The following is a 20,788-nucleotide window of genomic DNA, read 5'->3' as shown; positions in this document are numbered from 1 at the left end:
GCTCTCGATTTACCCTTTGAAGACAATTATTTCGACGCGGCGACGATGGGGTATGGACTCCGCAACGTCACAGATATTCCCCGATGCTTGAGCGAGTTGTACCGCGTTCTCAAACCCGGTGCCAAAGCGGCTATTTTAGACTTTCATCGCCCTAAACAGCCGCTGATGCGTGCCTTTCAGCAGTGGTATCTAGAAAACGCTGTTGTGCCTGCTGCTCAGCGATTAGGTTTGACCGAAGAGTACGCCTACATATCTCCTAGCTTAGATCGATTTCCCACAGGACGAGAGCAAGTTAGCTTAGCCCAAAACGCAGGATTCACCGCGACACACTATCCAATTGCAGGCGGCATGATGGGAGTATTAGTCGTCACCAAAGGAAATGGGTAATGGCACATGGAGTTTTCCTAGCGCCAATTTCCAATTCCCAGTTTCAAGATAATCAAGGCTGGTGGCGTTCTCGCTAAGATGGAAGTTGGGTAGTTAGGTACCGTGTTCTCATAAAGATAGATGTCCCTACTTCCCCCCCCTCTGGACGCTTTGCCTGACTGGATTGTCACCTTGGATCTAGCTACTGTTTGGATTTACGTTGCTCCTCCCGTAGCGGGTGCAATTATTGGCTATTTCACCAACGATATAGCCATTAAAATGCTATTCCGCCCTTACAAACCCATTTATTTAGGGAAGCGTCAGCTACCCTTTACACCCGGTTTGATTCCCCGCAATCAAGAACGCCTTGCTAAGCGGATTTCTGACACTATTATGGGTTCGCTGCTGACCCCAGAGGAATTGCAAAACCTGGCTCAGCGTTTGCTGCAAACTGAACGAGTTCAGGGTGCTCTCCTCTGGCTTTTGCAGCTCGCTTTGGATCAAGTCAAGGTGGATCAGGAGCAGAGAACCGCCAAAATTCTCGCCAATATTCTACGCGATTTATTCGGTGAGTCATTACCTCGATTGTTAAAGGTACTTGCTCGTCGCGAGGATTTCTTGGAAGCCCAAATCAACCAAATTTTTGACCAAATTTTATTGGACTTCCAGCTGAGTGAAGCACAGGCACGGAAGCTTTCTGATTGGTTGTTGCAGGTTGTACTCCCCCCGGATGTAATGCGACAAGCACTGGTTGACTTTTTGACCGACCGAAATATTCAGATTATTGATGAAGGTTTTCGGGAAAAGTCGAGTGGTACCTATTGGGTTGTGGCAAATTTATTTGGTCTGCGCAACTCCTTGACACGCTTGCGAACCTATTGCTTGGATGAGAAAGATGCCGCGAATGCGCGTCTTGCCGAATTACTGCTTTCTCTCTCCGTTCGAGAACGCTTGCGAGCATGGCTGCAAAATATCTCGCTGCAAAACCTGCCACTCTCAACGGTGCGACAGCTACGTAAAACGACGCGGGAATCTGTTCGTAGCTATGTCCAAGAGAGGGGGGCTGATGTAATCAAGGGATTAGGTGAATCCATTGATTGGGATAATGTGGCAGTTCTGATCCTAAATCGGCTGCGGACTTCGGCGGCTGTGACAACATCATTGAGTGTAATTAGCCGAGAGCTGGCGTTACTTTTAGAGCGTTATTTGGAAAAGGATTTAGAAAAAATTGTCGCCCAAATCATTCCAATTTTGTCGATCGATCAGGTGATTATTGACCGGGTTAAGACAACGTCTGCTGAAGAGCTAGAACTCGCTATCCAAGGAATTGTCAAGAATGAGTTGCAAGCCATTGTTAATTTAGGCGGAATCTTGGGTCTGATTGTTGGTCTGGCACAGACCGGTATACTGCTTCTTCGTTGACACGCTCCACGAATCGAGCGATGGAGATTCTTTAAGAATTTCTGCCGCATGTTTTAAAGAGTAGCGATCGCAGCTATCGTTTTTGCTTTAAGTTCACGCTCTACGATAGTTTCAGCCACTTGTAAGGCTTGCGATCGCTTCCCCTTTCGAGCAAATTGCTCAGCTATATCCGCTAAAAGCTTGTCTTTTTCACTCCCTTGAAGGGATGATGGGCTCCCTTTCATAGAGGATGCCATCTGAAACGCCCGATCCAATTGGCCCAATTCCACGAGCTTGGATGCCGCTTTATTCAACACAGTAGCCTTAGACCCTTCACCTTTAAGAGGGTTGACTAGTTTTAAGGCTGACTCAACCTGCCCGATCTCTGCCAGTTGGGTACCAATATCTCTTAGGGTAGTTTCTTTTGTTAAATCATTAGGGATAGACTGAGCCATCTGAATAGCACGGTCAATCTGTCCAGCCGTAATCAGTGCAACGGCAATGTGGCTGATCGGCTCAGATGCGGAATAATCGTTTGGTTTTGTTGGGGTTGGGGGCAACGGCAAGTCTTGCAAGAGTTTCGAGGCTTGTGAATGTTGCCCTATTTTTTGTAATCCTGTGGCGATCGCAATCAAACCCAAGGCTTTCCCTTCTGCATCAGAAATAGAGTTAGCCACCTGGAGTGCCTGAGAGAGTTGCCCCGCGATCGCTAGTTCGTGGGCAATCTCACCCAATGTTGTGTCTTTGATACTGGGATGAGGAAAAATATCGGATTCCGACGTTGAACCCATTGCTCGTTGGGGGGATTGTGTCATTCCCTGTACGACTTGAAGAGCCGCATCAAACTGCCGCTTGTGTGCCAGTTTCAGGGCGATATCCCGCAGTGCATCCTCCTTGGTACTGAAGTTGAGCTGCGTCCACTCTGGAGTGTAGTCCTTTACAGGAGGAATGTCAGCGATCTTTTTGGCGATGGATAGGGCTAGGGGTCTTTCTCCCATGTCTACCAGTTTGAGTGCGATCGCAGACCAGGCGATGCTTTGTTCCAAGGGGCTTTTGATGGTCTGGGCGTTTTTCCAGGTCTGCTTGACCTGGTCTACTGTTGCCAAATGGCTGAGGATGCCGAGGAAAGCCCACGCTTGATAATCCCGAGTCGATTGACCAGCAGCAGAACTACAACCAGAGACGCTTCCAGCAATCTGGAGGGCGGTATCGAATTGGGACAGCAGGCTGAAATTACCAGCAATTTTGGAAAGCACCTCAAATTTATCGTTTCCGCAAGAGCCATTCGACTCATAAGCATAGTCTCCGGTAATACCTCTAGCATCTTGGAGTGCTTCTAGCAAAACTTGCTTAGCTTGGGGCAATTGTCCATGATTAGCCAGGCTCGCCGCCACTTCATTGAGTACCTGAGCTTTGAGGTAATTAGAAGAGAGAGTTTTCGTCAGCTGCAACGCCCGTTGAGTCTGTCCAGCCTGGGCAATTTGAATAATCACATCTCGCAAGGCTGGCCCTTGGGCGTACATATCGAACGTTGAACTCGTTTTTTGGGTAAGCTGTACAGCCTGATCGAACAATTGTTGAGAACGCTTTGTCTGACCCACGGCTGCTAGCTTTAGTGCGATCGCAGACAAGGCTCTGATTTTAGACGCTTGATCAGGAATCGCCTGCGCTATCTGTACGGCACGGTCAAAGAGCGGCAAGGATTGCTCCATGTTTTCGGTAGCCGCCAGTTTGACTGCCAGATGGGCTAACAATTCAGCCTGAGTGGATGTCACTGCTGGTGCTGGTGCGAACTGACTGGTAGTTGTGATGGCGCTGACAGTTCTGCCCGATCCTAAGAGCAACAGCAAGGAGAGAGCGATCGGTGGAAAAACAGTTACTTGTGATGGCATAAGTACTGGAGCCAAATTCTACGATTTTGAACAAGAAAGGCATAAGGTAAATCAAACATTCTTATCCAATCCCACGCTTTTTACACGTGGGAGCCCTCTGCCTTATGCATTTCATCTTCTGCCTTCTGAAGCGCTTCGGGCACTTGCTGGCTCAATCCTGTAGTTTGGCTTCTTCTCTATCCAACGCCTAAGGGGTAGCATATGTAGGAAAAACAGCAAGTGAAATTTTATGAATTTGACGGCTGGAGCAGCTTTACATACAGGGAAATATCTCCTGAACACTCGCCTAGGCCAAGGTGTTCTGACGCTCACCTACCAGGCAATTAACACAGAGTCGGGTCAAACAGTCGTCATCAGAACTTTAACCGAAAATCTGCGTCAGCATTTAGAGTTTGACCGATTTAAGCAGCAGTTTCTAGAGCTTGGCGATCGCTTGAAAAACTGCAAGCATCCGAATCTGGTTCAGGTTCTCGATACCTTTGAAGACGCTGGATGTCCCTACCTGGTGATGGAATATGTTCCAGGGCCGACTCTGGCGGAAGTCATTGAAACTGAGGTACTTTCAGAAGCAAAAGCCATAGACTATGTTCATCAAATTAGCAACGCATTGAGTGCCCTGCACCAATCAGGCTTGCTGCATCGAGATGTCAAACCTCAAAACATGATTCGCTGTCACAACACGGATCGCGTTGTACTCGGTGAATTTGGCATGATGAGCGAGTTCTTACCGGGGATAATGCAAACCCAAGCGGGTCTACTCTCCGCCGGATATGCGCCACTCGAACAGTATTCACACGAACAGCAGCGTACACCAGCAACAGACATTTACGGCTTGGCAGCAACTCTCTACACATTGCTCTATAGGAACCCACCGTTACCCGCACCAGTTCGCCAACAGCTTCAAACCAATGGGGGCGATCGCCTGTTCCAGCCAAATTCGCATCATCTCACGCCTAAGATTAGCCAAGGCGTTAAACGGGCGATTTGGCGAGGTCTGGAAATCAATGCCCAAAAACGCCCCCAAAGTATAGAAGCGTGGTTTTCCCTACTGCCCAAGCTGGAGTCCAAAACGATGCCTCAATCGCCACTGCAAGAGTGTTTAATCGCTCAACCGAAACCCAGCCAAGAGATATCCCCCCGCTCCAACTCCCGGCATCGGGCAGAAAAATCGTCTTCGACAAACAGCACAACATTCCCACCGACAGTACATAAAAAACTCACGCCTCCAGCCGTGCTGGGTCGGTTTTTAGTCACAAAACTCCAAACTCTAACTCATTTTGGGCGCACAACTGTAATACAAGTTAACCTTCTCAAAGCGCGTGAAGCGAAATTATCCTGTACTCCAAAGGAAAGCTCGTTAGTGGAGGGGGACTTTAGCCTAGCGGGGCGTAACCCCATCCGGGATAAAAAAGCACTACTACGAGCACTACTAATGACCGGTGCGATCGCGGCCTCAGCCGGGTTAGGATTTGGGTTCGCACTTCGAGTAAACGGTCCTCAGGGGCCGGGTTCGAGCTTTTTGCACACAGAGCAATCCTTTCCCTCTAGAGCTGATTGGCCTGTATCCAAACCCCGGCTCTAAGTCGAAAGTGGGTCAATGGGGCAGTTGGCAAGTTGAAAATGATATTCAAAACCTTCAACCTTCAGCCTTCAACCTAGGTTCCAGCCCCTCCCCTGATAAACACGTTATAATTTGTTGCGGATGCTAAAGAAATTTTTTCATGAGCAATTCTGTAATTCATGCCTTTTTCGTCGGCAGAGCTCTGGCGCAAGCTCTTAATCAGCAAGTAGAAGATGCCCTGACGAATGCCCTAAGTGAACTCGGTAAATTTGATGCTGAGCAACGCGAACGACTGCGGGAATTTACCGAGCAAGTTATGGAACAAGCCCAGCGTGAGGCCGAAACAGCAACGATGGGGCGAACAACCACCACGATTGTTCCCTTTGGCTCGCACTCCGGCGATCTCCAAGCCACCATTGATGAACTCCGAGCCGAAATTGCCCGCTTGCGTGCTGAATTGAAACTCTATCGCAATCAATCTGTATAAGAGCGGATGCTTCTCCCCTTGTTAATTTTGATTTCGCCCTAGGGGAAAGGCTTGATTGCGCCAAAAAATCAATAATCATTCTTGATCGCAGGGTTAAAAACGTTTTTATAGTACTGATTTTTTGAAAAACGATTAATTTATAGGAACCCGAGTGTCTGCTCTCTCTAACGACCCTATCCACCTCAAACCAAGCAAGGAACGCCCGGTGTCCTCCCACCGCTCCCTAGATAAGGTTTACAAAGACAAAGCTTATCGCTGGAATCAGGAAAATTATTCCCGTCATCGGCGATTCCTTGACATTTGGGCTTTTGTGTTAACCCTACTATCTGGGTTGTGGCTCGATAGTAAAGCCTGGAGCTATGCAGGCGGCGTTACAGACGAAAAAAAAGCGGTCAGACGCAAAAGACAGGCTATCTGGATTCGAGACACCTTCTTAGATTTAGGGCCAACCTTCATTAAAGTTGGGCAGCTATTTTCCACCCGTGCTGATTTATTTCCCAGTGAGTATGTAGAGGAACTTAGCAAGCTGCAAGATCGGGTACCTGCCTTTAGCTTCGAGCAAGCTGAAGTCATTATTAAGCAAGATTTAGGGAAGTCGGTTACAGAACTCTTTAGCAGTTTTGAGCCAATTCCATTGGCGGCGGCTAGCCTGGGTCAAGTTCATAAAGCCCAACTGCATAGCGGCGAAGAGGTCGTAGTTAAGGTACAACGACCCGGTTTAAAGAAGCTTTTTACCATTGATTTACAAATTCTTAAAGGCATTGCTCGTTACTTTCAAAGCCATCCAGATTGGGGTCGCGGTCGGGACTGGTTGGGAATATATGATGAGTGCTGCCGCATCCTCTGGGAAGAAATTGACTATCTGAGCGAAGGCCAAAATGCAGATACATTTCGCCGCAATTTTCGCACTTATGACTGGGTGCGAGTACCGCGAGTATACTGGCGGTATACCTCTCCCAGGGTGCTGACGCTGGAATATGTTCCAGGAATTAAAATTAGTCATTATGAAGCCCTAGAGGCGGCTGGTTTAGATCGCAAATTAATTGCTCATCTGGGGGCGAAAGCTTACCTACAGCAGCTGCTTAATGACGGCTTCTTCCATGCAGACCCCCATCCGGGAAATATTGCGGTTGATCCCGAAGGTGCCTTGATTTTTTATGATTTTGGCATGATGGGGCGGATTAAGTCGAATGTGCGTGAGCAACTAATGGAGACACTCTTTGGCATTGCGGAAAAAAATGCTGAGCGAGTGGTTACTTCCCTCGTTGAATTGGGTGCACTCTCACCCGTTGACGATATGGGGCCAGTAAGGCGATCGGTTCAGTATATGCTGGATCATTTCATGGATAAGCCCTTTGAAAATCAATCGGTAGCTCAAATCAGCGACGATCTCTACGAGATTGCTTACGACCAGCCGTTTCGATTTCCTGCCACATTCACCTTCGTTATGCGAGCGTTCTCGACGTTGGAAGGTGTAGGGAAAGGCTTAGATCCAGAGTTCAACTTTATGGAGGTTGCAAAACCTTTTGCATTACAGATTATGACAAACGGCAACACTCCCAACGGTAATAGCTTCCTCAATGAACTGGGACGCCAAGCGGCGCAAGTGAGTAGCACCGCTTTGGGTTTGCCTCGGCGAATTGAAGATACCATTGATAAACTAGAACGAGGCGACTTGCGCGTTCGAGTGCGGTCTATCGAATCAGACCGGATTCTGCGACGCATTAGCAGCATACAGTTGGGAACCAACTATACTTTACTCATCAGTGCGTTCACACTCTCAGCTACGATCCTATTCGTGAATGGGAAAGTCGAGCTGGCGATTGTCGTTGCTGTTGTAGCGGCTATTGCGGCATTTGCCCTGATTCGCTTGCTCAGAAGGCTTGATCGGTTTGACCGCATGTTTTAACTTCCGTAAAGTCAAAAGACGCCAGTAAACAATATATGAAACGTAGCTTCACGGGTCTCACCGATCCGGGCTTACTTCGTACCGTTAACCAGGATGACTACTACATCGACCCTGACGGACGTTTTTTTGTAGTTGCCGACGGCATGGGAGGTCATGCTGGTGGGCAAGAGGCTAGTCAACTTGCTACAGAGGCGATTCACGCTTGTTTAGATAAGCATTGGCAATCCGTCATGCCGTCGGATGAGTTACTCGTGCAAGCCCTCTTGGAGGCCAATGAAGCCATCTTGCAAGATCAGCAAAATCATCCAGAGCGTTCAGACATGGGAACCACCGCCGTTGTGGTGATGTTCCGTAAAGAGCAGCCTTTGTTCACTCATGTCGGAGACTCTCGTCTGTATCGGTCACGAAACTCAACACTAGAACAGATTACGGAAGACCACACCTGGGTGGCACGAGCAATGAAAGCGGGCGATATTACTCCCGATCAGGCTCGGGTACATCCCTGGCGTCATGTTTTGTCTCAATGTTTGGGTCGCAAGGACTTGCAGCCCATTGAGGTTGAACCCCTAGATGTACAGGCTGGGGATCGCCTGCTACTGTGTAGCGACGGTCTCACAGAAGAACTGTCTGATGCCATCATTACCTCCTATCTCCAGCCCAGTTTGAACAACGACCAGGCTGCTGCCAAACTGATTGAGGCCGCTAAAGAGAAGGGGGGTAGAGATAACATTACTGTGGTCATTGTTGAAATCAACCAAGCAGGTCATGACTAAGGGTATGGGGTGGGTGCATCCCTAATTGACCAATAGACCTCTTGCTGTCATTCAATTTTTGCCCCCCTAACCCAATAAAAAAAGGCTTCGTCCTCTGTCCTCTCCCCTCTTAGGGGAGAAAGAGAGGGGTGGGGGGAACCGGAATCTCAACGTTCCCCAGAAACAGCTTTCTGCCTGGGAAAACTCAACAGGGTGCGCCAATAGCAGATAATAAATCCCTGATCATCAACAACGCATGACGAATGACTAAAACTGCATGGGTGTTTCCAGGACAGGGTTCTCAGGCAATTGGCATGGGATTAGATTTGCTAGAATTACCCTCTGCTCAGCGTCACTTTGAGCAAGCTCAGGAGATTCTAGGATGGGACATTCTAGAAATCTGCCAAAGCCAAGAGGATAAACTGTCTCGTACTCTTTACACTCAACCTTGCCTGTATGTGGTTGAGAGCATTCTGGCGGATGTACTGCTCGATCGCGGCAACACACCCAATCTCCTAGCCGGTCACAGCTTGGGAGAGTATGTCGCCCTCTACGCTGCTAGAGTATTTGACTTTGAAGCTGGGTTACGCCTGGTTAAGCGTCGAGCCGAATTGATGGATAGTGCTTCTGACGGCATGATGGCGGCTCTGATTGGGTTTGACCGCGCACAGCTCGAACAACAAATTCAACAGACACCGAATGTTGTCCTCGCGAATGACAACAGTCCAGCTCAAGTCGTCATTTCTGGAACGCCAGAAGCGGTTAAGGATGTCTTAGCAAAAATTAAGGTGAAACGCGCCGTTCCCTTAAATGTATCGGGTGCCTTTCACTCCCCCTTAATGGCAGAGGCTGCCAACGAGTTTCAAGAGGTTTTGGAGTCCGTCCCGTTTGCCGACGCCCAAGTACCCGTGCTGTCGAATGTGGAGCCAGTGCCAACGGTTGAAGCAGCAGCCCTAAAGAACCGCCTCCAGCTTCAGATGACCGGTTCTGTGCGCTGGCAAGAAATTACCATGCAGTTGCCAGTAGAGGGCATTGAGCGAGTGGTAGAAATTGGCCCTGGCAAAGTTCTCACTGGTCTGATTAAGCGAATGTGCCCTGACTTAGTGTTGGAAAATGTCGGTAGCGTCGCCGATTTACCTGCTGAGTGACTGCTGAGTGATTAGCGATCGCTCCACAGTTAATCACTTAACAACCTTCAACCTCTAACCTCCAACCTTCAACCTTCAACCTCCAACCTCCAACCCTCATGGGCAAAAACCGCGAACCCTTTGCCAGCCTAGCCCTCTACCACGCCTTTAAGTGGTCAGTCGTCAGCCCGGTGCTTCACGCTTACCTTCGGGGTCGGATTTATGGTACCGAAAATGTACCCCAACAAGGACCCCTGCTGGTAGTGAGTAACCACGCTAGCGACTTTGACCCGCCAATTTTGTCCTGTTGCGTACAGCGTCCTGTGGCGTATATGGCTAAGGAGGAATTGTTTCGCATCCCTATCTTGAAACAAGCGATCGCATTGTATGGTGCTTACCCGGTGAAGCGGGGAGCGGCAGACCGTACAGCCATTCGTTCCGCGATCGAGTGCCTGCAAGCGGGATGGGCTGTTGGGGTATTTTTGCAAGGAACGCGGACCCCTGACGCCCGAATTCCCGACCCCAAACTGGGTGCTGCCTTGATTGCAGCTAAGGTGAAAGTTCCCCTACTACCCGTTAGTTTATGGGGTACTGAGGCAATTTTTCAAAAAGGTTCTCCCGTGCCGCGACCTGTGCCAGTCACCGTGCGGATTGGTCAGCTGATTGATGCCCCCACCTCGACAAAACGGGAAGAATTGGAAGCTATAACCCAACAGTGTGCGGCGGCGATTCATGCAATGCACGACTTAGGGCGGTGAGTCAGTACGCTAGAGGCGAACTATTCTGAAAAGGAAGTCAACTACCCGCTTGCGTACCTGATTTCCATGAGTAAGCTACCCACCAAGAATTTTTTGGAGCGGATCAACAACTCGGTGTTAGTCCGATTTCTACTCCTGTTCGCCTCTGGGTGGGCATTTATCCAAATTTTAGATTATTTTGAAACCGTCATTGTTGTTTTCCTATTGTGATATTTTCTGCCTTGCTAGTAGGCGCTAGAGTAGCAGGTCTACTAGGAGTTTTTATCTCTATTCCTATCGCTGGTGTAATTGTGAGTTTGTTTGAAATTGACGAAATGAAAGCGGAGGAATAAGCCATACCAAATCCGGCTATTACACCTGTTTAATCCTGCTAGGATGGGTAATAGGTAATGGGTAATTGATAATCAGAACTTCCAACCTATTACCCGTTAAACAATCAGAAAGTCATCAGCCTGGATTTGGGATCAATCCCTATAGAGAGATGTAATCGCACCGAATCAAACCCAGTACAATAGGGCGTAATCAAAACGGAATTTTTCACAATGCAGGATTTAAGAGATCAATTAGCAGAGAGTCTGGATGAAGCTGAGCTGAATTGGCTTAAACCTCACATCCAGCGTGATGTGGTTGTAGTGGTTCATCCAGAGTTAGATTTGTTGGATGTTGGGGTAGCGATCGCTCGTGACGATGTCTTGTCAGTACAGCATTGGATTAGTGAGCAGTTAATTCACAAGCCATCGCCCAACCAAATCACCGATTGGAACAGTGACCAGACCAGGCGCTTCCAAGCTCTCATTGTGCAACCCTACGTTTTAGTACAAGAAGCCGTAGCAACGGGGGCGTAATTCATCTCGTCCCCTCTTCTGATTCTTTTTTGATACTTGACCGCAGGGTGGCTCCCGTATAGCCGGTAGTCACCCAAAGAATGGCTCTTGCACCATCTCGGATGGTTTTATCGATGGGTTCAGGCGATCGCTCTGTAGGAATTTGTACAGGCTTGACCACAATTCCCCGACTACCAAATACAATTTCACCAATCACACGAGCGCGACGCATGTGATCGTCAGAGGTAATCAAATACACGCAATCAATCCCCTCAGCTTTTAACTTATCCACCAAGGTTGTGAAGTTAGTCACTGTATCCTCGGCTTGATAGTCAAGGTGGATGCGAGTCGCCTTAATTCCTGCCTTGGTAAACACCCGCTGTGCATACCACTGAGGGCTACCTGAAGACACCCAAATCGGTAGTCTTGGGTGCGTCTGAGCAAACTTAGCGGCAAATAGCTCTCGCTCTTCAGCCCCTCCTAAGACAAAAATGGCTTTCGGTTGCACAAAATAGTTTTCGACTTGGTTATAGCCATAGATGAGGGAAAGCGCCAGGGTTGGCATCAGCCAAGAAAATAATCTAACTCTAGAGCGTCGAGGTGGTGAAATTATTTCTCGTCGCCTACGGGAAGAAATCCTCAAAAGCATGAATCAAGGGATGAATCAGGTTATCTCGCTGCCATTTCTACACTTATGCACTACATTGGAGTACTTCCCCTTCTACCCATCTCCCGATTAGTCCATTAAGGTTTAGCATCAAGCTGCTCCACTTGGGATGAAAGGGAGTTCTGTATTTGAGTTGGATTAGGAATCTCCTTAACGTAGCCACATAACAGTCTAAGAGTACTGCCAACCGTCTCAACATAAATGCCAGAAACAGTCGAACTGACCGCCTCAATACTTTCCTCCTCGAAACTCTGGCAGTCCGTACAAATTGGTAGAAACTTGCTTGTTATCCCGAACTAGTTGACATGGAAGTATCTGCCTCTTGTTGCAACAATACCTTAAAGAACGAATAGCTCTAAGGTAGATTTGATTAGAGTAGCAGGAAACGGGACTGGCCGGATTCGAACCGGCGACCTAGCGCTTCAGATTTGTGTGAGTTTCCTCACTCTCTGGACTATACCTTCACCGTAGGCTACGAGCCTTTAGGTGGTGGCCGTCTAGTCTCTAGACCTTCCTGATTCAAACTCTAACGATTCATGAATCGTGTTAAATCAGGCTTGGCTCGGTATTGCCGTAGAGTACCCAGCATAAGGGACACTCTTTAGGTTTCACCGAATTTGACCACATTCACGCATGGAGTTTCCTCCACGGTGCCCGATTGTTCAGGAGGCGCTCGCTCTATCCATCTGAGCTACAGCCCCAATGCACGCACCCTATTATAGCCAAAGCCGTTGACGAACAGAGAGGGAAGATCCTGAAACAGGAGAGAAAAGTTTGCCGATTGATGCCATTACCCTCTTTTGTTTATAGATATACGACCCAGGGGAATTTGGCGCTAGATATCCAAGAGTCTTGCCAGGGGCCGCCGCCTATTTCTAATCCACAAACAGAGCTGCTGGCTTTCAGAATTATTTTAGATTTTCCACTGCGCCGCTCTCGGAGTTCCAAGGATAGCTGACCGTGCATGGTATCGCGACAAAAAAAGATTAGACCCTGTTCTGTTGGTGCTCGCAGGAGCGTTCCAGTTTGGTCTGTCGTCCCGATTAACTCAACTTCATAGTCCGCATTTTCGGCTTGCATCTGCCAGGAACCCCAAGGTTGAATCTGCCAGCTCACTTTTGAGTTCCAGGGGACGAATTCATAGAACTTACCCCGGTAGTGGATGCCAACCAAAGCCGCAGACTCTTGCCACCAGAGTACTTTCCGCTTACCGCCGCCTGCTGTCAGGGCAAGGTCGGGTTCATCATTAAAACTGTTGCAATTCAGCCAGAACCACTTTTTAGGAAAAGCATGACCCCAGTTTTTTTCACTATAGGCAGGAGCATCCGTGAATTCGTAGCGTTTGCCATTCCACTCAATCCAACCCGTTGCTAAGCCATGCGCCATCAAAATCTGCCAGCCTGGTTCAAATATCGGTAAGTAAGAAAGCCAGCCCGCTGTTGATTGTTGCGGTATACCCGAATCGCCCCAACCATAGAGTGGTTGAATTTCATACTGCCAATGACAGTAGGCAGAGGTGGCGTGATGCCGTAGGCGGTTCGCTTGCTCCTTTGGAACCGCTACGCTAACGCGACCATCGCAAATATAACCCTGATTCAGGGTCGCTGTTGCTTGATAACCTTCTTGGATGTGATGCTCAAACTTAGCAGGATGGAGGTATTGGGGTTGAGTAGCTAAGTCGGTTTTGCCCCAATGTCCCAGTGCTAAGGATTCCGATGAACCCCAAAACTGCTTAACGTTTGGGAACGTCCGGCAGAGATACTCATCGTTGGGGCCCAGAATTTGAGCCGCACCACCGCTACAGGCTTTACCCCCGATGGGGTCATCAATGGAATACATGAAGGCAAAGGTTTGACCGCAGTCGGGCAAGGTGACGCGGTAGTACCAGCCTTCAAAGAAGCGAATATCGCTACCATCCCAGTGATATTCACTGTGAGGTGTTTGGAGAGGATTGGTCATAAACTGACTTGTTTTTCAGTAGTCACCAACAGAACGAAATCGATCGCCAGAATCTTAAATAAACAATAATACACCCGTACTGTTGAAACTCTATATTGTAGAATCAGGCACGCGAATACAGTACTACCGAAAAAATACCAAAAATTATGGCAAGAGCTACAGTACAGTATACGACTAAGGATTTAAGAGAACTTGGTTTGTTTGTCGAGGTTGCAGGGCGAACAGACAATGACAAAACCCGACAAAAGGCGATCGAAGAAATTCAACGCCGCATGGATGACCCAGAAGACACCAGCTTGAATCGAGAAAGTTTTGCAGATGGGTTGAGTGCGGAGGATTTAATTATGGTGGAGCCACCGATAACTGACCAATCAGAGGATAATGAACCAGAAGTTATCCAGGCGGTTAAAGCGATCGCAACCTTGGCAAGCTTGAGAGTCTCCTTAGAAGAAGCTTATAAGGGCGCAGCGGAATTACGTGCTGTAATCGAGGCCTTATTTTCTCCCGAACCGCTGACACCGGAACAGATGCAGCAAGCGACGGATAAGAACTTTTCCAAGATCTTAATTAAGTTTGCTGAAGCTAGAGCCGCTCACGATAAGTTTCTTCCTAGCGCCGAAAAAGCTTGGGAACTTCTAGCTCCGATGTTGCCTAAGGCTGCTAACAACGGTGAGACTGAGATGAATGAGTTAGAAGATCAATCCACTCCTCAAGAATCTAAGGGATTGGCAAAAGATGCTAAAAATGGGAAAAAGTCTTCTACTTCGTGAGTTGTGCAACATGCGTAAAGTATAGATTTTGCAAAAAGCGATCGCACTTTATGTGTGAGATGCCTCGCCATACACCCTACCACTCCTGCTAGAGTCTGGTAGGGAGTTTTCTACATCCTCGCTGTCGCTAAGCCGCTTTCAACGTTTATTTGAACTCAGGCTCACATCAATGGACTTCTTGCAGAAGTCAGGGAAAAGGTTAAAGGGGAAGGGGAAGACAGATTCTTTTACCCTTTTCCCTCAAGAGTGCAAAAATCCCTAATGCATGAAGTCTAATGGACAGTATGACCATAGGCCATCGGTATCCCTAAATTGAACGCTTCGAGTGGATACTTGCATTTTTAACAGGATATAACAGAGGGAAGAGGGAAATAGCTGAGTTAATCAACCTAGTAAACTTCCGATAACTTTCCAGGGCGAGAACGGTAGGTGCATCCAACGTTAGGTTCACAAGAGTCTTAAATCATCCAGACTTAGACGAACAGAAATTGGTAGCAACGTAGGAAATTACAAATGGCAAAAATAGCACTCCTGATTGGAGTCAGCGAGTATGGGCCCGGTTTGAGCCCACTTCCTGGCGCACAGACAGATGTCGAGGCAGTGCAGCGAGTTTTGCAGCCTTTAGAAATGGGTGGCTTTGACGAGGTAAAACAGCTGTGCAATCCTAACCCCCCAGTCATGCGGGAGGCGATTGAAAGCTTATTTTCAGGTCGCACGCAAGATGACTTAGTGGTGCTATTTTTTTCCGGTCATCTGGTTTGGGATGATAGCGGTAAGTTTTATTTTGCAACCACCATCACTCGCAAAAGCCCCAGAGCTGATCTGATTCGGGTTAGTGCTGTTCCTACCAGTTTCGTGCATAACGTGATGAGCAACAGCTCCTGTCAGCGTCAAGTCGTAATCTTAGATGGCTGTGTAAGCCCCATATCCACTCAGGAAATGGCGGTAGACGCTCATAGCACTGCGAACATCCAAACCCAATTAGTTAGTGAAAAAGGAGTTATTCTCTCGTGTTTTACTTCTACCGAGAATTCCTTGGAGCCAAATATTTCTAGCCACTCTGTCTATACCCAGTACTTAGTAGAGGGAATTCAAACGGGAGCAGCAGATATAAATAATGACGGCTGGATTTCGTTGGATGAGCTACATCAATACGCTACCAACAAAGTTAAAATCGCAGCTCCAGCTTTGAAGCCAGAGTTGTATTCAGTTGAGGACAAAGCTCAGATACTGCTCTCCCAAGCCCCCCTTGATCACCCAAAACTGAAGTATCGCAAAGTCGCCGAAAGTTGGGTCACTGGAGGAGAGATTTCTCAAGTAGGTCGCTCTAGATTGAGCCAACTGGCAACAAGTTTGGGCCTTATTTCGGACGATTGTACTCTCATTGAAGCTGAAGTCCTAAAACCTTATCGCGACTACCAAGCAAAATTGCAGCAATATAAGCGGCAGTTGGCAAAAGTGATCTGCCATAACTACCCTCTAGATACTCAAGAGCGCGAGGAGTTAAGGGGCTTTCAACAGTGTCTCGGACTTAGGGAGGAGGATGTAGCACCGATTGAAGAACAGATGGTTTTGAAGCTAGCCAATCTCCACCAGTCGGAGGATAAGACTCCTAAGCTTACTCCATCAGATAGTCAGAGCCAACCGAACACGGTGCCTGCAACAGCGAATACAGTACTGCAACAGTCCACACGCCTACTTCCTGTAGAGCCGACTAATCCCAACGCTGAATCTCCAGATGAGGGGGATACGTTAGCCCCATTGGATAGCCAGAGCCAACCGAACACGGTGCCTGCAACAGCGAATACAGTACTGCAACAATCCACACGCCTACTTCCCGTAGAGCCGACTAATCCCAACCCTGAATCTCAAGATGAGGTGGATACGTTAGCCCCATTGGATAGCCAGAGCCAACCGAACACGGTGCCTGCAACAGCAAATACAGTACTGCAACAGTCCACGCGCCTACTTCCTGTAGAGCCGACTCACCCAAATCCTGCGGTAAATTTATCATCATCGAGCGTGGCAGGTGACAAATCTAGCTCCTCTTCGGTTTTTACGTTCCCGTACAAATTCCTTCTACCCCTTGGAATTGGAGGAGTTTTACTCACTGTAGCTTTAGCAGTTGGTCTCTCCACCCGCAAGCCAGGAGAACTTCCTACCAATCCGGCACAGAGAGCGTTATCTTCTGCTAACTCTTCACCGCAGTCATCTCCAAGGGCTAAAAATTCTGACAAAGAGCTTAGTCCTAGCCCCTCTGCATCACCAAAAAGTAAAACCTGTACGATTTTTGTGAATGGTAATCTACGCTCTAATCCGATTTCACTTCAGAGTGAGGTTGTCGAATCTCTCAGAGAATCGATCCCTGTTACTGGCAAACGGACTGATGACGGATGGGTACAGGTTAGACTGCCTAGCGGCAAATTAGCTTGGGCGCACCCAGGAATTATTTCCAGCCAAAGCGAGAGAGAAATGGAGGCTTGTCTCGCCCGAAAGAAAGAAAGTCATTAAGATGGTCGAAGATACTCGTCCTTGACCTTCGAGCTTATTTTTCCGCCTGATTAGAAGAACTCGCTTCAACTTGAGACTCAAACTGGTGCCGAACCCTTTCCAGCTGATCGGTAATCCTATCTATTCTTTGCTTAACCGTTTTAGGGTCAATGCTCAACCAAATCGCTGGGTTACCGAGATTTGCCTGCGGTCTAGTATTCACATTACACGTTTTATGTCAACAACTTTTTTCAATTCTTACTGACTTCACCCCTCCCGAACTTCTTTCTGTGGATAGATGATTAAATAAACTTTATAATGTCTTAATATTTCTAAAGCTTACTGATACTACTGACGGTATAGGCTTTTCGGTAGTTGCTTATACTAAGAATTATTACATTCGTTTTATTCCTTAGAGAGATGTTACAGGAACAAAAGTCAACCACTATTTGGCTTGGAAGGACTATGAAAGCAAATCGTCATTATGTACGAAGAGCCTAGAGATACATACCAGGTCGAGACTGACAAGAGTCAGGATGACACGGAAAAGCTAATTGCTGAGATTCATGAGGTAATCGATAGAATCCAGCGGATCAGAAGGTATATAGCTTTGTACTTAAACTCAAATGATTTAACTAACCGGAAGTTCCCCTTTAGGGGAACTTCCGGTTAGTTAAATTTTTGGGCGCGTCGAGATGTACTCGACGCGCTCAACGACTTTATTTGGCAGTCGCACACCCAGGTAGTGACTGTGGAGGGATTGTCGATCCAGAATTAGCAAGACCTTGTAATTGACTTCGGTAAGTTACCAACTGGTTGCGGACTTCTGGAGTAGGTGCGATCGCAACCATTTGGTCAATGATTTTGAGAGATTGAGGCCAGTTCTGGCTGCAAACAGCTTTTTGTAGGTCAGTGTTGAGTTCTTCGAGGGTCGGTTTTCGGGGTGTGGGTTTTCCTGGATTCGCAGAATTGTTGAGGAGTTGGAATGAATTTAAATAGCCCTGAATACTTTTGGTTAAATTCTTTTCCTTATCTGTTATCACTATTACAGCATACAAACGTTTATTGGCTAAGAAAAGTCTGCCTTTGCCAATTACCCCCTGTTCAAATTGCAGTCTAACTTCTTTTCCAGACAAATTGCCTAAACGAATATTTTGCTGACTGACTAACCGCCCACCAGCACCTTGGGCAAAACCAGAAGCGATCGCTGATAAGTACTGGTCTCTATTGCGAGCATTTAGGTTTATATTTTGGGGGAAATCTAAATAGCTGACTAAATACCCAGCTTCTTCTTCACGAATCACGGAGAAGATAGTAGTAGGAAAAGTACCATATTTCGTTTTAGTATTTTTCTTCTCTTGGGTCGGAGTACCGGGCATCAATATTTTAAATCTACCTTCTGCCGAGGAGAAAGGCTTCCAGATCGATTGAGCAATTAGAATAGATGGGTTAGCTTGAGCAACGTTAATCGTTGGATACCCAGTTAATAAAAATGCTGTGATAAAAAAGGGAACAAAATTTTTATTCTGCATGACTATCAACTGCCTGAATTGAATAGTAATCGAGCCAAAGATAAATTCACCTGGACTTTAACTTAACTATAGATGTATTCCAAGCCTTGGCTCTGACTCCACCGATTTTACGTCATTCCTGAAAGATTGTTCAGAATGAACCGGCCAATCTCTCCTAACCCAGTAAAATAGAAGTTTAGTCTTTATTCTAGCCAGCACCCACTCCTAGGTAGAACGATAAGGAGTGGCTCTTGTTGTGGCTGATATTGCATTTTGCGTTCGTTTGTAGAAAGGGGACTTATCGCCTCTTCAGCATCCACCTCAGCTTAAAACCCATTATGACTGATTCGATTCGCTTCCTCATGTGCGCCCCCAAACACTACGACGTGGATTATGTGATTAATCCGTGGATGGAGGGGAATATTCACAAGTCTTCGCGCGATCGCGCTGTTGAACAGTGGCAGAAGCTTCACTATGTCCTGAAAGACCGTGCACGCGTCGATCTCGTTGAACCTCAACCCGGTTGGCCGGATATGGTATTCACAGCCAATGCGGGTTTAGTTTTGGGTAAGACTGTCGTCCTCAGCCGCTTCCTCCACAAAGAGCGCCAAGGTGAGGAACCTTACTTCAAACAGTGGTTTGAAAGCCAAGGTTATACCGTCCATGAACTCCCAAAAGACCTCCCCTTTGAAGGGGCGGGGGATGCCTTACTTGACCGAGAAGGACGCTGGTTATGGGCGGGTTATGGCTTCCGTTCGGAACTCGACTCCCACCCTTACCTAGCTAAATGGCTCGACATCGAAGTGGTATCGCTGCGGTTAGCCGATGAACGCTTCTATCACCTCGATACCTGCTTCTGTCCCCTCACCGGTGGCTATTTGCTCTACTACCCCCCCGCCTTCGACGCCTATTCCAACCGCTTGATTGAAATGCGGGTGGCACCGGAAAAGCGGATTGCCCTAGATGAGCCAGATGCGGTGAATTTCGCCTGTAATGCGGTGAATATCGACCAAGTGGTGGTGATGAATAAAGCCAGCGATGACCTGAAAAAGCGTCTCGCTGCCGTTGGATTTGAAGTTGTTGAAACACCCCTAACCGAATTCTTGAAAGCGGGGGGTGCGGCGAAGTGCCTGACGTTACGTGTTACTGAACCGGTTCGCACCGAAGTCCATGCCAATACACCAGTGGAAAGCCGCGTGGTTCGCATGGAGGGTCATTTACTCGATTCTGGGCTAATCAGCAGAGCGCTCGATTTGGTGGTGGAAAATGGGGGTAGTTTCCAAGTTCTCAATTTCAACCTGGGAGAACAGCGGCAAAGTACCTCCAGTGCTGAGGTGAGGGTATCGGCTCCTTCCCATGATTTGATGGAAGAGATGATGACCCTGCTGATCGATTTGGGTGCGGTGGCTCCGCCCCAAGAGGTGTGTGATACCAATCTGGAACCTGTTATTCAAGATGGTGTGGCTCCCGATGATTTTTATGTCACGACAATCTATCCGACAGAAGTCCGGGTTAATTGTGAGTGGATTAAGGTACACAATCAACGCATGGATGGCGCGATCGCAATTACTCACACCCCTGAGGGTTCCGTGGCTCACTGCAAACTGTTGCGGGATTTAAAGGTGGGTGAACATGTGATTGTCGGTGTGGAAGGGATTCGCACGGTACGCAAGACCGAATCTCGAGAACAGCGCAATACCCAGGAATTTAGCTTTATGGCGTCCGGTGTTTCCAGCGAACGCCGGGTGGAATTGGTGGTTGAGCAAATTGCTTGGGAATTGCGTCAACTGCGCGATCGCGGTGGCAGGGTTGTTGTAACGGCAGGGCCGGTTGTGATTCATACGGGTGGAAGTCAGCACCTAGCGCGTCTGATTCGGGAAGGCTACGTGCAGGCACTCCTGGGAGGAAATGCGATCGCCGTTCACGACATTGAGCAATCCCTAATGGGAACCTCCCTCGGCGTGGATATGAAACGGGGAGTTCCGGTTCGAGGCGGACATCGGCACCATCTGAAAGTGATTAACTTGATTCGTCGCTGTGGCAATATTGCCGCCGCTGTGGAACAGGGAGTCTTGACAAAAGGCGTAATGTATGAATGTGTGCGCAACAACGTGCCCTTCGTTCTCGCCGGTTCGATCCGCGATGATGGCCCCCTGCCGGATACCGAGATGGATTTAATTAAAGCTCAAACCGAGTATGCCAAGCAGTTGGAAGGGGCGGATATGATTTTGATGCTCTCCAGTATGCTGCACTCGATTGGGGTGGGGAATATGACACCTGCGGGGGTGAAGATGGTGTGTGTGGATATTAACCC

Annotated in this window: 18 protein-coding genes and 1 pseudogene; 14 read left to right on the top strand and 5 right to left on the bottom strand. The window is 48.0% G+C overall.

Annotated elements, in window-relative coordinates:
* Both V6C93_RS29835 and V6C93_RS29830 read left to right on the top strand, forming a co-directional pair.
* A partial coding sequence (locus tag V6C93_RS29835) for a class I SAM-dependent methyltransferase (RefSeq protein ID WP_333480310.1) occupies positions 1-387 on the top strand: 387 nt, incomplete at its 5' end.
* Positions 388-507: 120 nt separating this feature from the next.
* The gene (locus V6C93_RS29830; protein ID WP_333480309.1) at positions 508-1,788 is read left to right on the top strand and encodes a DUF445 domain-containing protein; all 1,281 of its coding nucleotides are present in this window, start codon (positions 508-510) and stop codon (positions 1,786-1,788) included.
* A gap of 53 nt (positions 1,789-1,841) precedes the next feature.
* Here V6C93_RS29830 and V6C93_RS29825 read toward each other — a convergent pair whose 3' ends face one another.
* The gene (locus tag V6C93_RS29825) at positions 1,842-3,659 is read right to left on the bottom strand and encodes a tetratricopeptide repeat protein (RefSeq protein ID WP_333480308.1); all 1,818 of its coding nucleotides are present in this window, start codon (positions 3,657-3,659) and stop codon (positions 1,842-1,844) included.
* Positions 3,660-3,888: 229 nt separating this feature from the next.
* On the opposite strand from V6C93_RS29825, the gene V6C93_RS29820 reads away from it, so the two are divergent.
* From V6C93_RS29820 to V6C93_RS29790, 8 genes and pseudogenes are all read left to right on the top strand, one after another.
* Positions 3,889-5,241, top strand: coding sequence for a serine/threonine-protein kinase (locus V6C93_RS29820; protein ID WP_333480307.1), 1,353 nt, complete (start codon positions 3,889-3,891; stop codon positions 5,239-5,241).
* Between the two features lie 139 nt (positions 5,242-5,380).
* On the top strand, positions 5,381-5,707 hold the full coding sequence (locus V6C93_RS29815) for a DUF6825 family protein (RefSeq protein ID WP_333480306.1): 327 nt from the start codon (positions 5,381-5,383) through the stop codon (positions 5,705-5,707).
* A 205-nt stretch (positions 5,708-5,912) separates the two neighbouring features.
* Positions 5,913-7,616: an AarF/ABC1/UbiB kinase family protein gene (locus V6C93_RS29810; protein WP_349262881.1), complete on the top strand. Its 1,704-nt coding sequence runs from the start codon at positions 5,913-5,915 to the stop codon at positions 7,614-7,616.
* 35 nt (positions 7,617-7,651) lie between these two features.
* Positions 7,652-8,389: a PP2C family serine/threonine-protein phosphatase gene (locus V6C93_RS29805; RefSeq protein WP_333480304.1), complete on the top strand. Its 738-nt coding sequence runs from the start codon at positions 7,652-7,654 to the stop codon at positions 8,387-8,389.
* Between the two features lie 242 nt (positions 8,390-8,631).
* A complete protein-coding gene (fabD, locus tag V6C93_RS29800) occupies positions 8,632-9,516 on the top strand; it encodes an ACP S-malonyltransferase (RefSeq protein WP_333480303.1) in 885 nt (294 codons plus the stop codon).
* 98 nt (positions 9,517-9,614) lie between these two features.
* Complete coding sequence (locus V6C93_RS29795; protein ID WP_333480302.1) at positions 9,615-10,253, top strand: lysophospholipid acyltransferase family protein; 639 nt, start codon at positions 9,615-9,617, stop codon at positions 10,251-10,253.
* A gap of 200 nt (positions 10,254-10,453) precedes the next feature.
* Positions 10,454-10,585 (top strand): annotated as a pseudogene (locus tag V6C93_RS38540) (AI-2E family transporter); the annotation flags it as partial.
* A 210-nt stretch (positions 10,586-10,795) separates the two neighbouring features.
* Positions 10,796-11,098 (top strand): DUF2288 domain-containing protein, encoded by a 303-nt coding sequence (locus V6C93_RS29790; RefSeq protein ID WP_333480301.1) that lies wholly within the window; start codon positions 10,796-10,798, stop codon positions 11,096-11,098.
* 1 nt (position 11,099) lies between these two features.
* Here the strand turns inward: V6C93_RS29790 and V6C93_RS29785 are convergent, their stop codons facing one another.
* Positions 11,100-11,642 (bottom strand): YdcF family protein, encoded by a 543-nt coding sequence (locus V6C93_RS29785; RefSeq protein ID WP_333480300.1) that lies wholly within the window; start codon positions 11,640-11,642, stop codon positions 11,100-11,102.
* Between V6C93_RS29785 and V6C93_RS29780 the strand changes: the two genes are divergently transcribed.
* A complete protein-coding gene (locus V6C93_RS29780) occupies positions 11,617-11,817 on the top strand; it encodes a hypothetical protein (protein WP_333480299.1) in 201 nt (66 codons plus the stop codon). The two genes, V6C93_RS29785 and V6C93_RS29780, sit on opposite strands and share 26 nt — an antisense overlap.
* Positions 11,818-12,548: 731 nt before the next feature.
* On the opposite strand, the gene V6C93_RS29775 is transcribed toward V6C93_RS29780, so the two are convergent.
* A complete protein-coding gene (locus V6C93_RS29775; protein ID WP_333480298.1) occupies positions 12,549-13,703 on the bottom strand; it encodes a tocopherol cyclase family protein in 1,155 nt (384 codons plus the stop codon).
* Between the two features lie 146 nt (positions 13,704-13,849).
* Here V6C93_RS29775 and V6C93_RS29770 point away from each other — a divergent pair, with 146 nt between their 5' ends.
* Positions 13,850-14,473, top strand: coding sequence for a hypothetical protein (locus tag V6C93_RS29770; protein WP_333480297.1), 624 nt, complete (start codon positions 13,850-13,852; stop codon positions 14,471-14,473).
* Between the two features lie 513 nt (positions 14,474-14,986).
* Positions 14,987-16,984, top strand: a complete 1,998-nt coding sequence (locus V6C93_RS29765) for a caspase family protein (RefSeq protein WP_333480296.1) — start codon at positions 14,987-14,989, stop codon at positions 16,982-16,984.
* A 34-nt stretch (positions 16,985-17,018) separates the two neighbouring features.
* On the opposite strand, the gene V6C93_RS29760 is transcribed toward V6C93_RS29765, so the two are convergent.
* Positions 17,019-17,186, bottom strand: coding sequence for a hypothetical protein (locus V6C93_RS29760; RefSeq protein WP_333480295.1), 168 nt, complete (start codon positions 17,184-17,186; stop codon positions 17,019-17,021).
* 496 nt (positions 17,187-17,682) lie between these two features.
* A complete protein-coding gene (locus V6C93_RS29755) occupies positions 17,683-18,495 on the bottom strand; it encodes a hypothetical protein (RefSeq protein ID WP_333480294.1) in 813 nt (270 codons plus the stop codon).
* Positions 18,496-18,812: 317 nt separating this feature from the next.
* Between V6C93_RS29755 and V6C93_RS29750 the strand changes: the two genes are divergently transcribed.
* Positions 18,813-20,788 (top strand): TIGR00300 family protein (locus V6C93_RS29750; RefSeq protein ID WP_333480293.1); only part of this gene is annotated, 1,976 nt, incomplete at its 3' end.

This window comes from Allocoleopsis sp., assembly GCF_036703385.1.
Lineage (GTDB): Bacteria > Cyanobacteriota > Cyanobacteriia > Cyanobacteriales > Coleofasciculaceae > Allocoleopsis.
Note: the sequence above shows the minus strand (reverse complement) of the source record. Positions and strands in the feature narration are given on the sequence as shown.

Bases quoted from the DNA above. Each gene is read 5' to 3' on its own strand.
- V6C93_RS29830 (WP_333480309.1), top strand. From the start codon at position 508: ATGTCCCTACTTCCCCCCCCTCTGGACGCTTTGCCTGACTGGATTGTC.
- V6C93_RS29825 (WP_333480308.1), bottom strand. From the start codon at position 3,659: ATGCCATCACAAGTAACTGTTTTTCCACCGATCGCTCTCTCCTTGCTG.
- V6C93_RS29820 (WP_333480307.1), top strand. From the start codon at position 3,889: ATGAATTTGACGGCTGGAGCAGCTTTACATACAGGGAAATATCTCCTG.
- V6C93_RS29815 (WP_333480306.1), top strand. From the start codon at position 5,381: ATGAGCAATTCTGTAATTCATGCCTTTTTCGTCGGCAGAGCTCTGGCG.
- V6C93_RS29805 (WP_333480304.1), top strand. From the start codon at position 7,652: ATGAAACGTAGCTTCACGGGTCTCACCGATCCGGGCTTACTTCGTACC.
- fabD (WP_333480303.1), top strand. From the start codon at position 8,632: ATGACTAAAACTGCATGGGTGTTTCCAGGACAGGGTTCTCAGGCAATT.
- V6C93_RS29795 (WP_333480302.1), top strand. From the start codon at position 9,615: ATGGGCAAAAACCGCGAACCCTTTGCCAGCCTAGCCCTCTACCACGCC.
- V6C93_RS29790 (WP_333480301.1), top strand. From the start codon at position 10,796: ATGCAGGATTTAAGAGATCAATTAGCAGAGAGTCTGGATGAAGCTGAG.
- V6C93_RS29780 (WP_333480299.1), top strand. From the start codon at position 11,617: ATGAGGGAAAGCGCCAGGGTTGGCATCAGCCAAGAAAATAATCTAACT.
- V6C93_RS29785 (WP_333480300.1), bottom strand. From the start codon at position 11,642: ATGCCAACCCTGGCGCTTTCCCTCATCTATGGCTATAACCAAGTCGAA.
- V6C93_RS29775 (WP_333480298.1), bottom strand. From the start codon at position 13,703: ATGACCAATCCTCTCCAAACACCTCACAGTGAATATCACTGGGATGGT.
- V6C93_RS29770 (WP_333480297.1), top strand. From the start codon at position 13,850: ATGGCAAGAGCTACAGTACAGTATACGACTAAGGATTTAAGAGAACTT.
- V6C93_RS29765 (WP_333480296.1), top strand. From the start codon at position 14,987: ATGGCAAAAATAGCACTCCTGATTGGAGTCAGCGAGTATGGGCCCGGT.
- V6C93_RS29755 (WP_333480294.1), bottom strand. From the start codon at position 18,495: ATGCAGAATAAAAATTTTGTTCCCTTTTTTATCACAGCATTTTTATTA.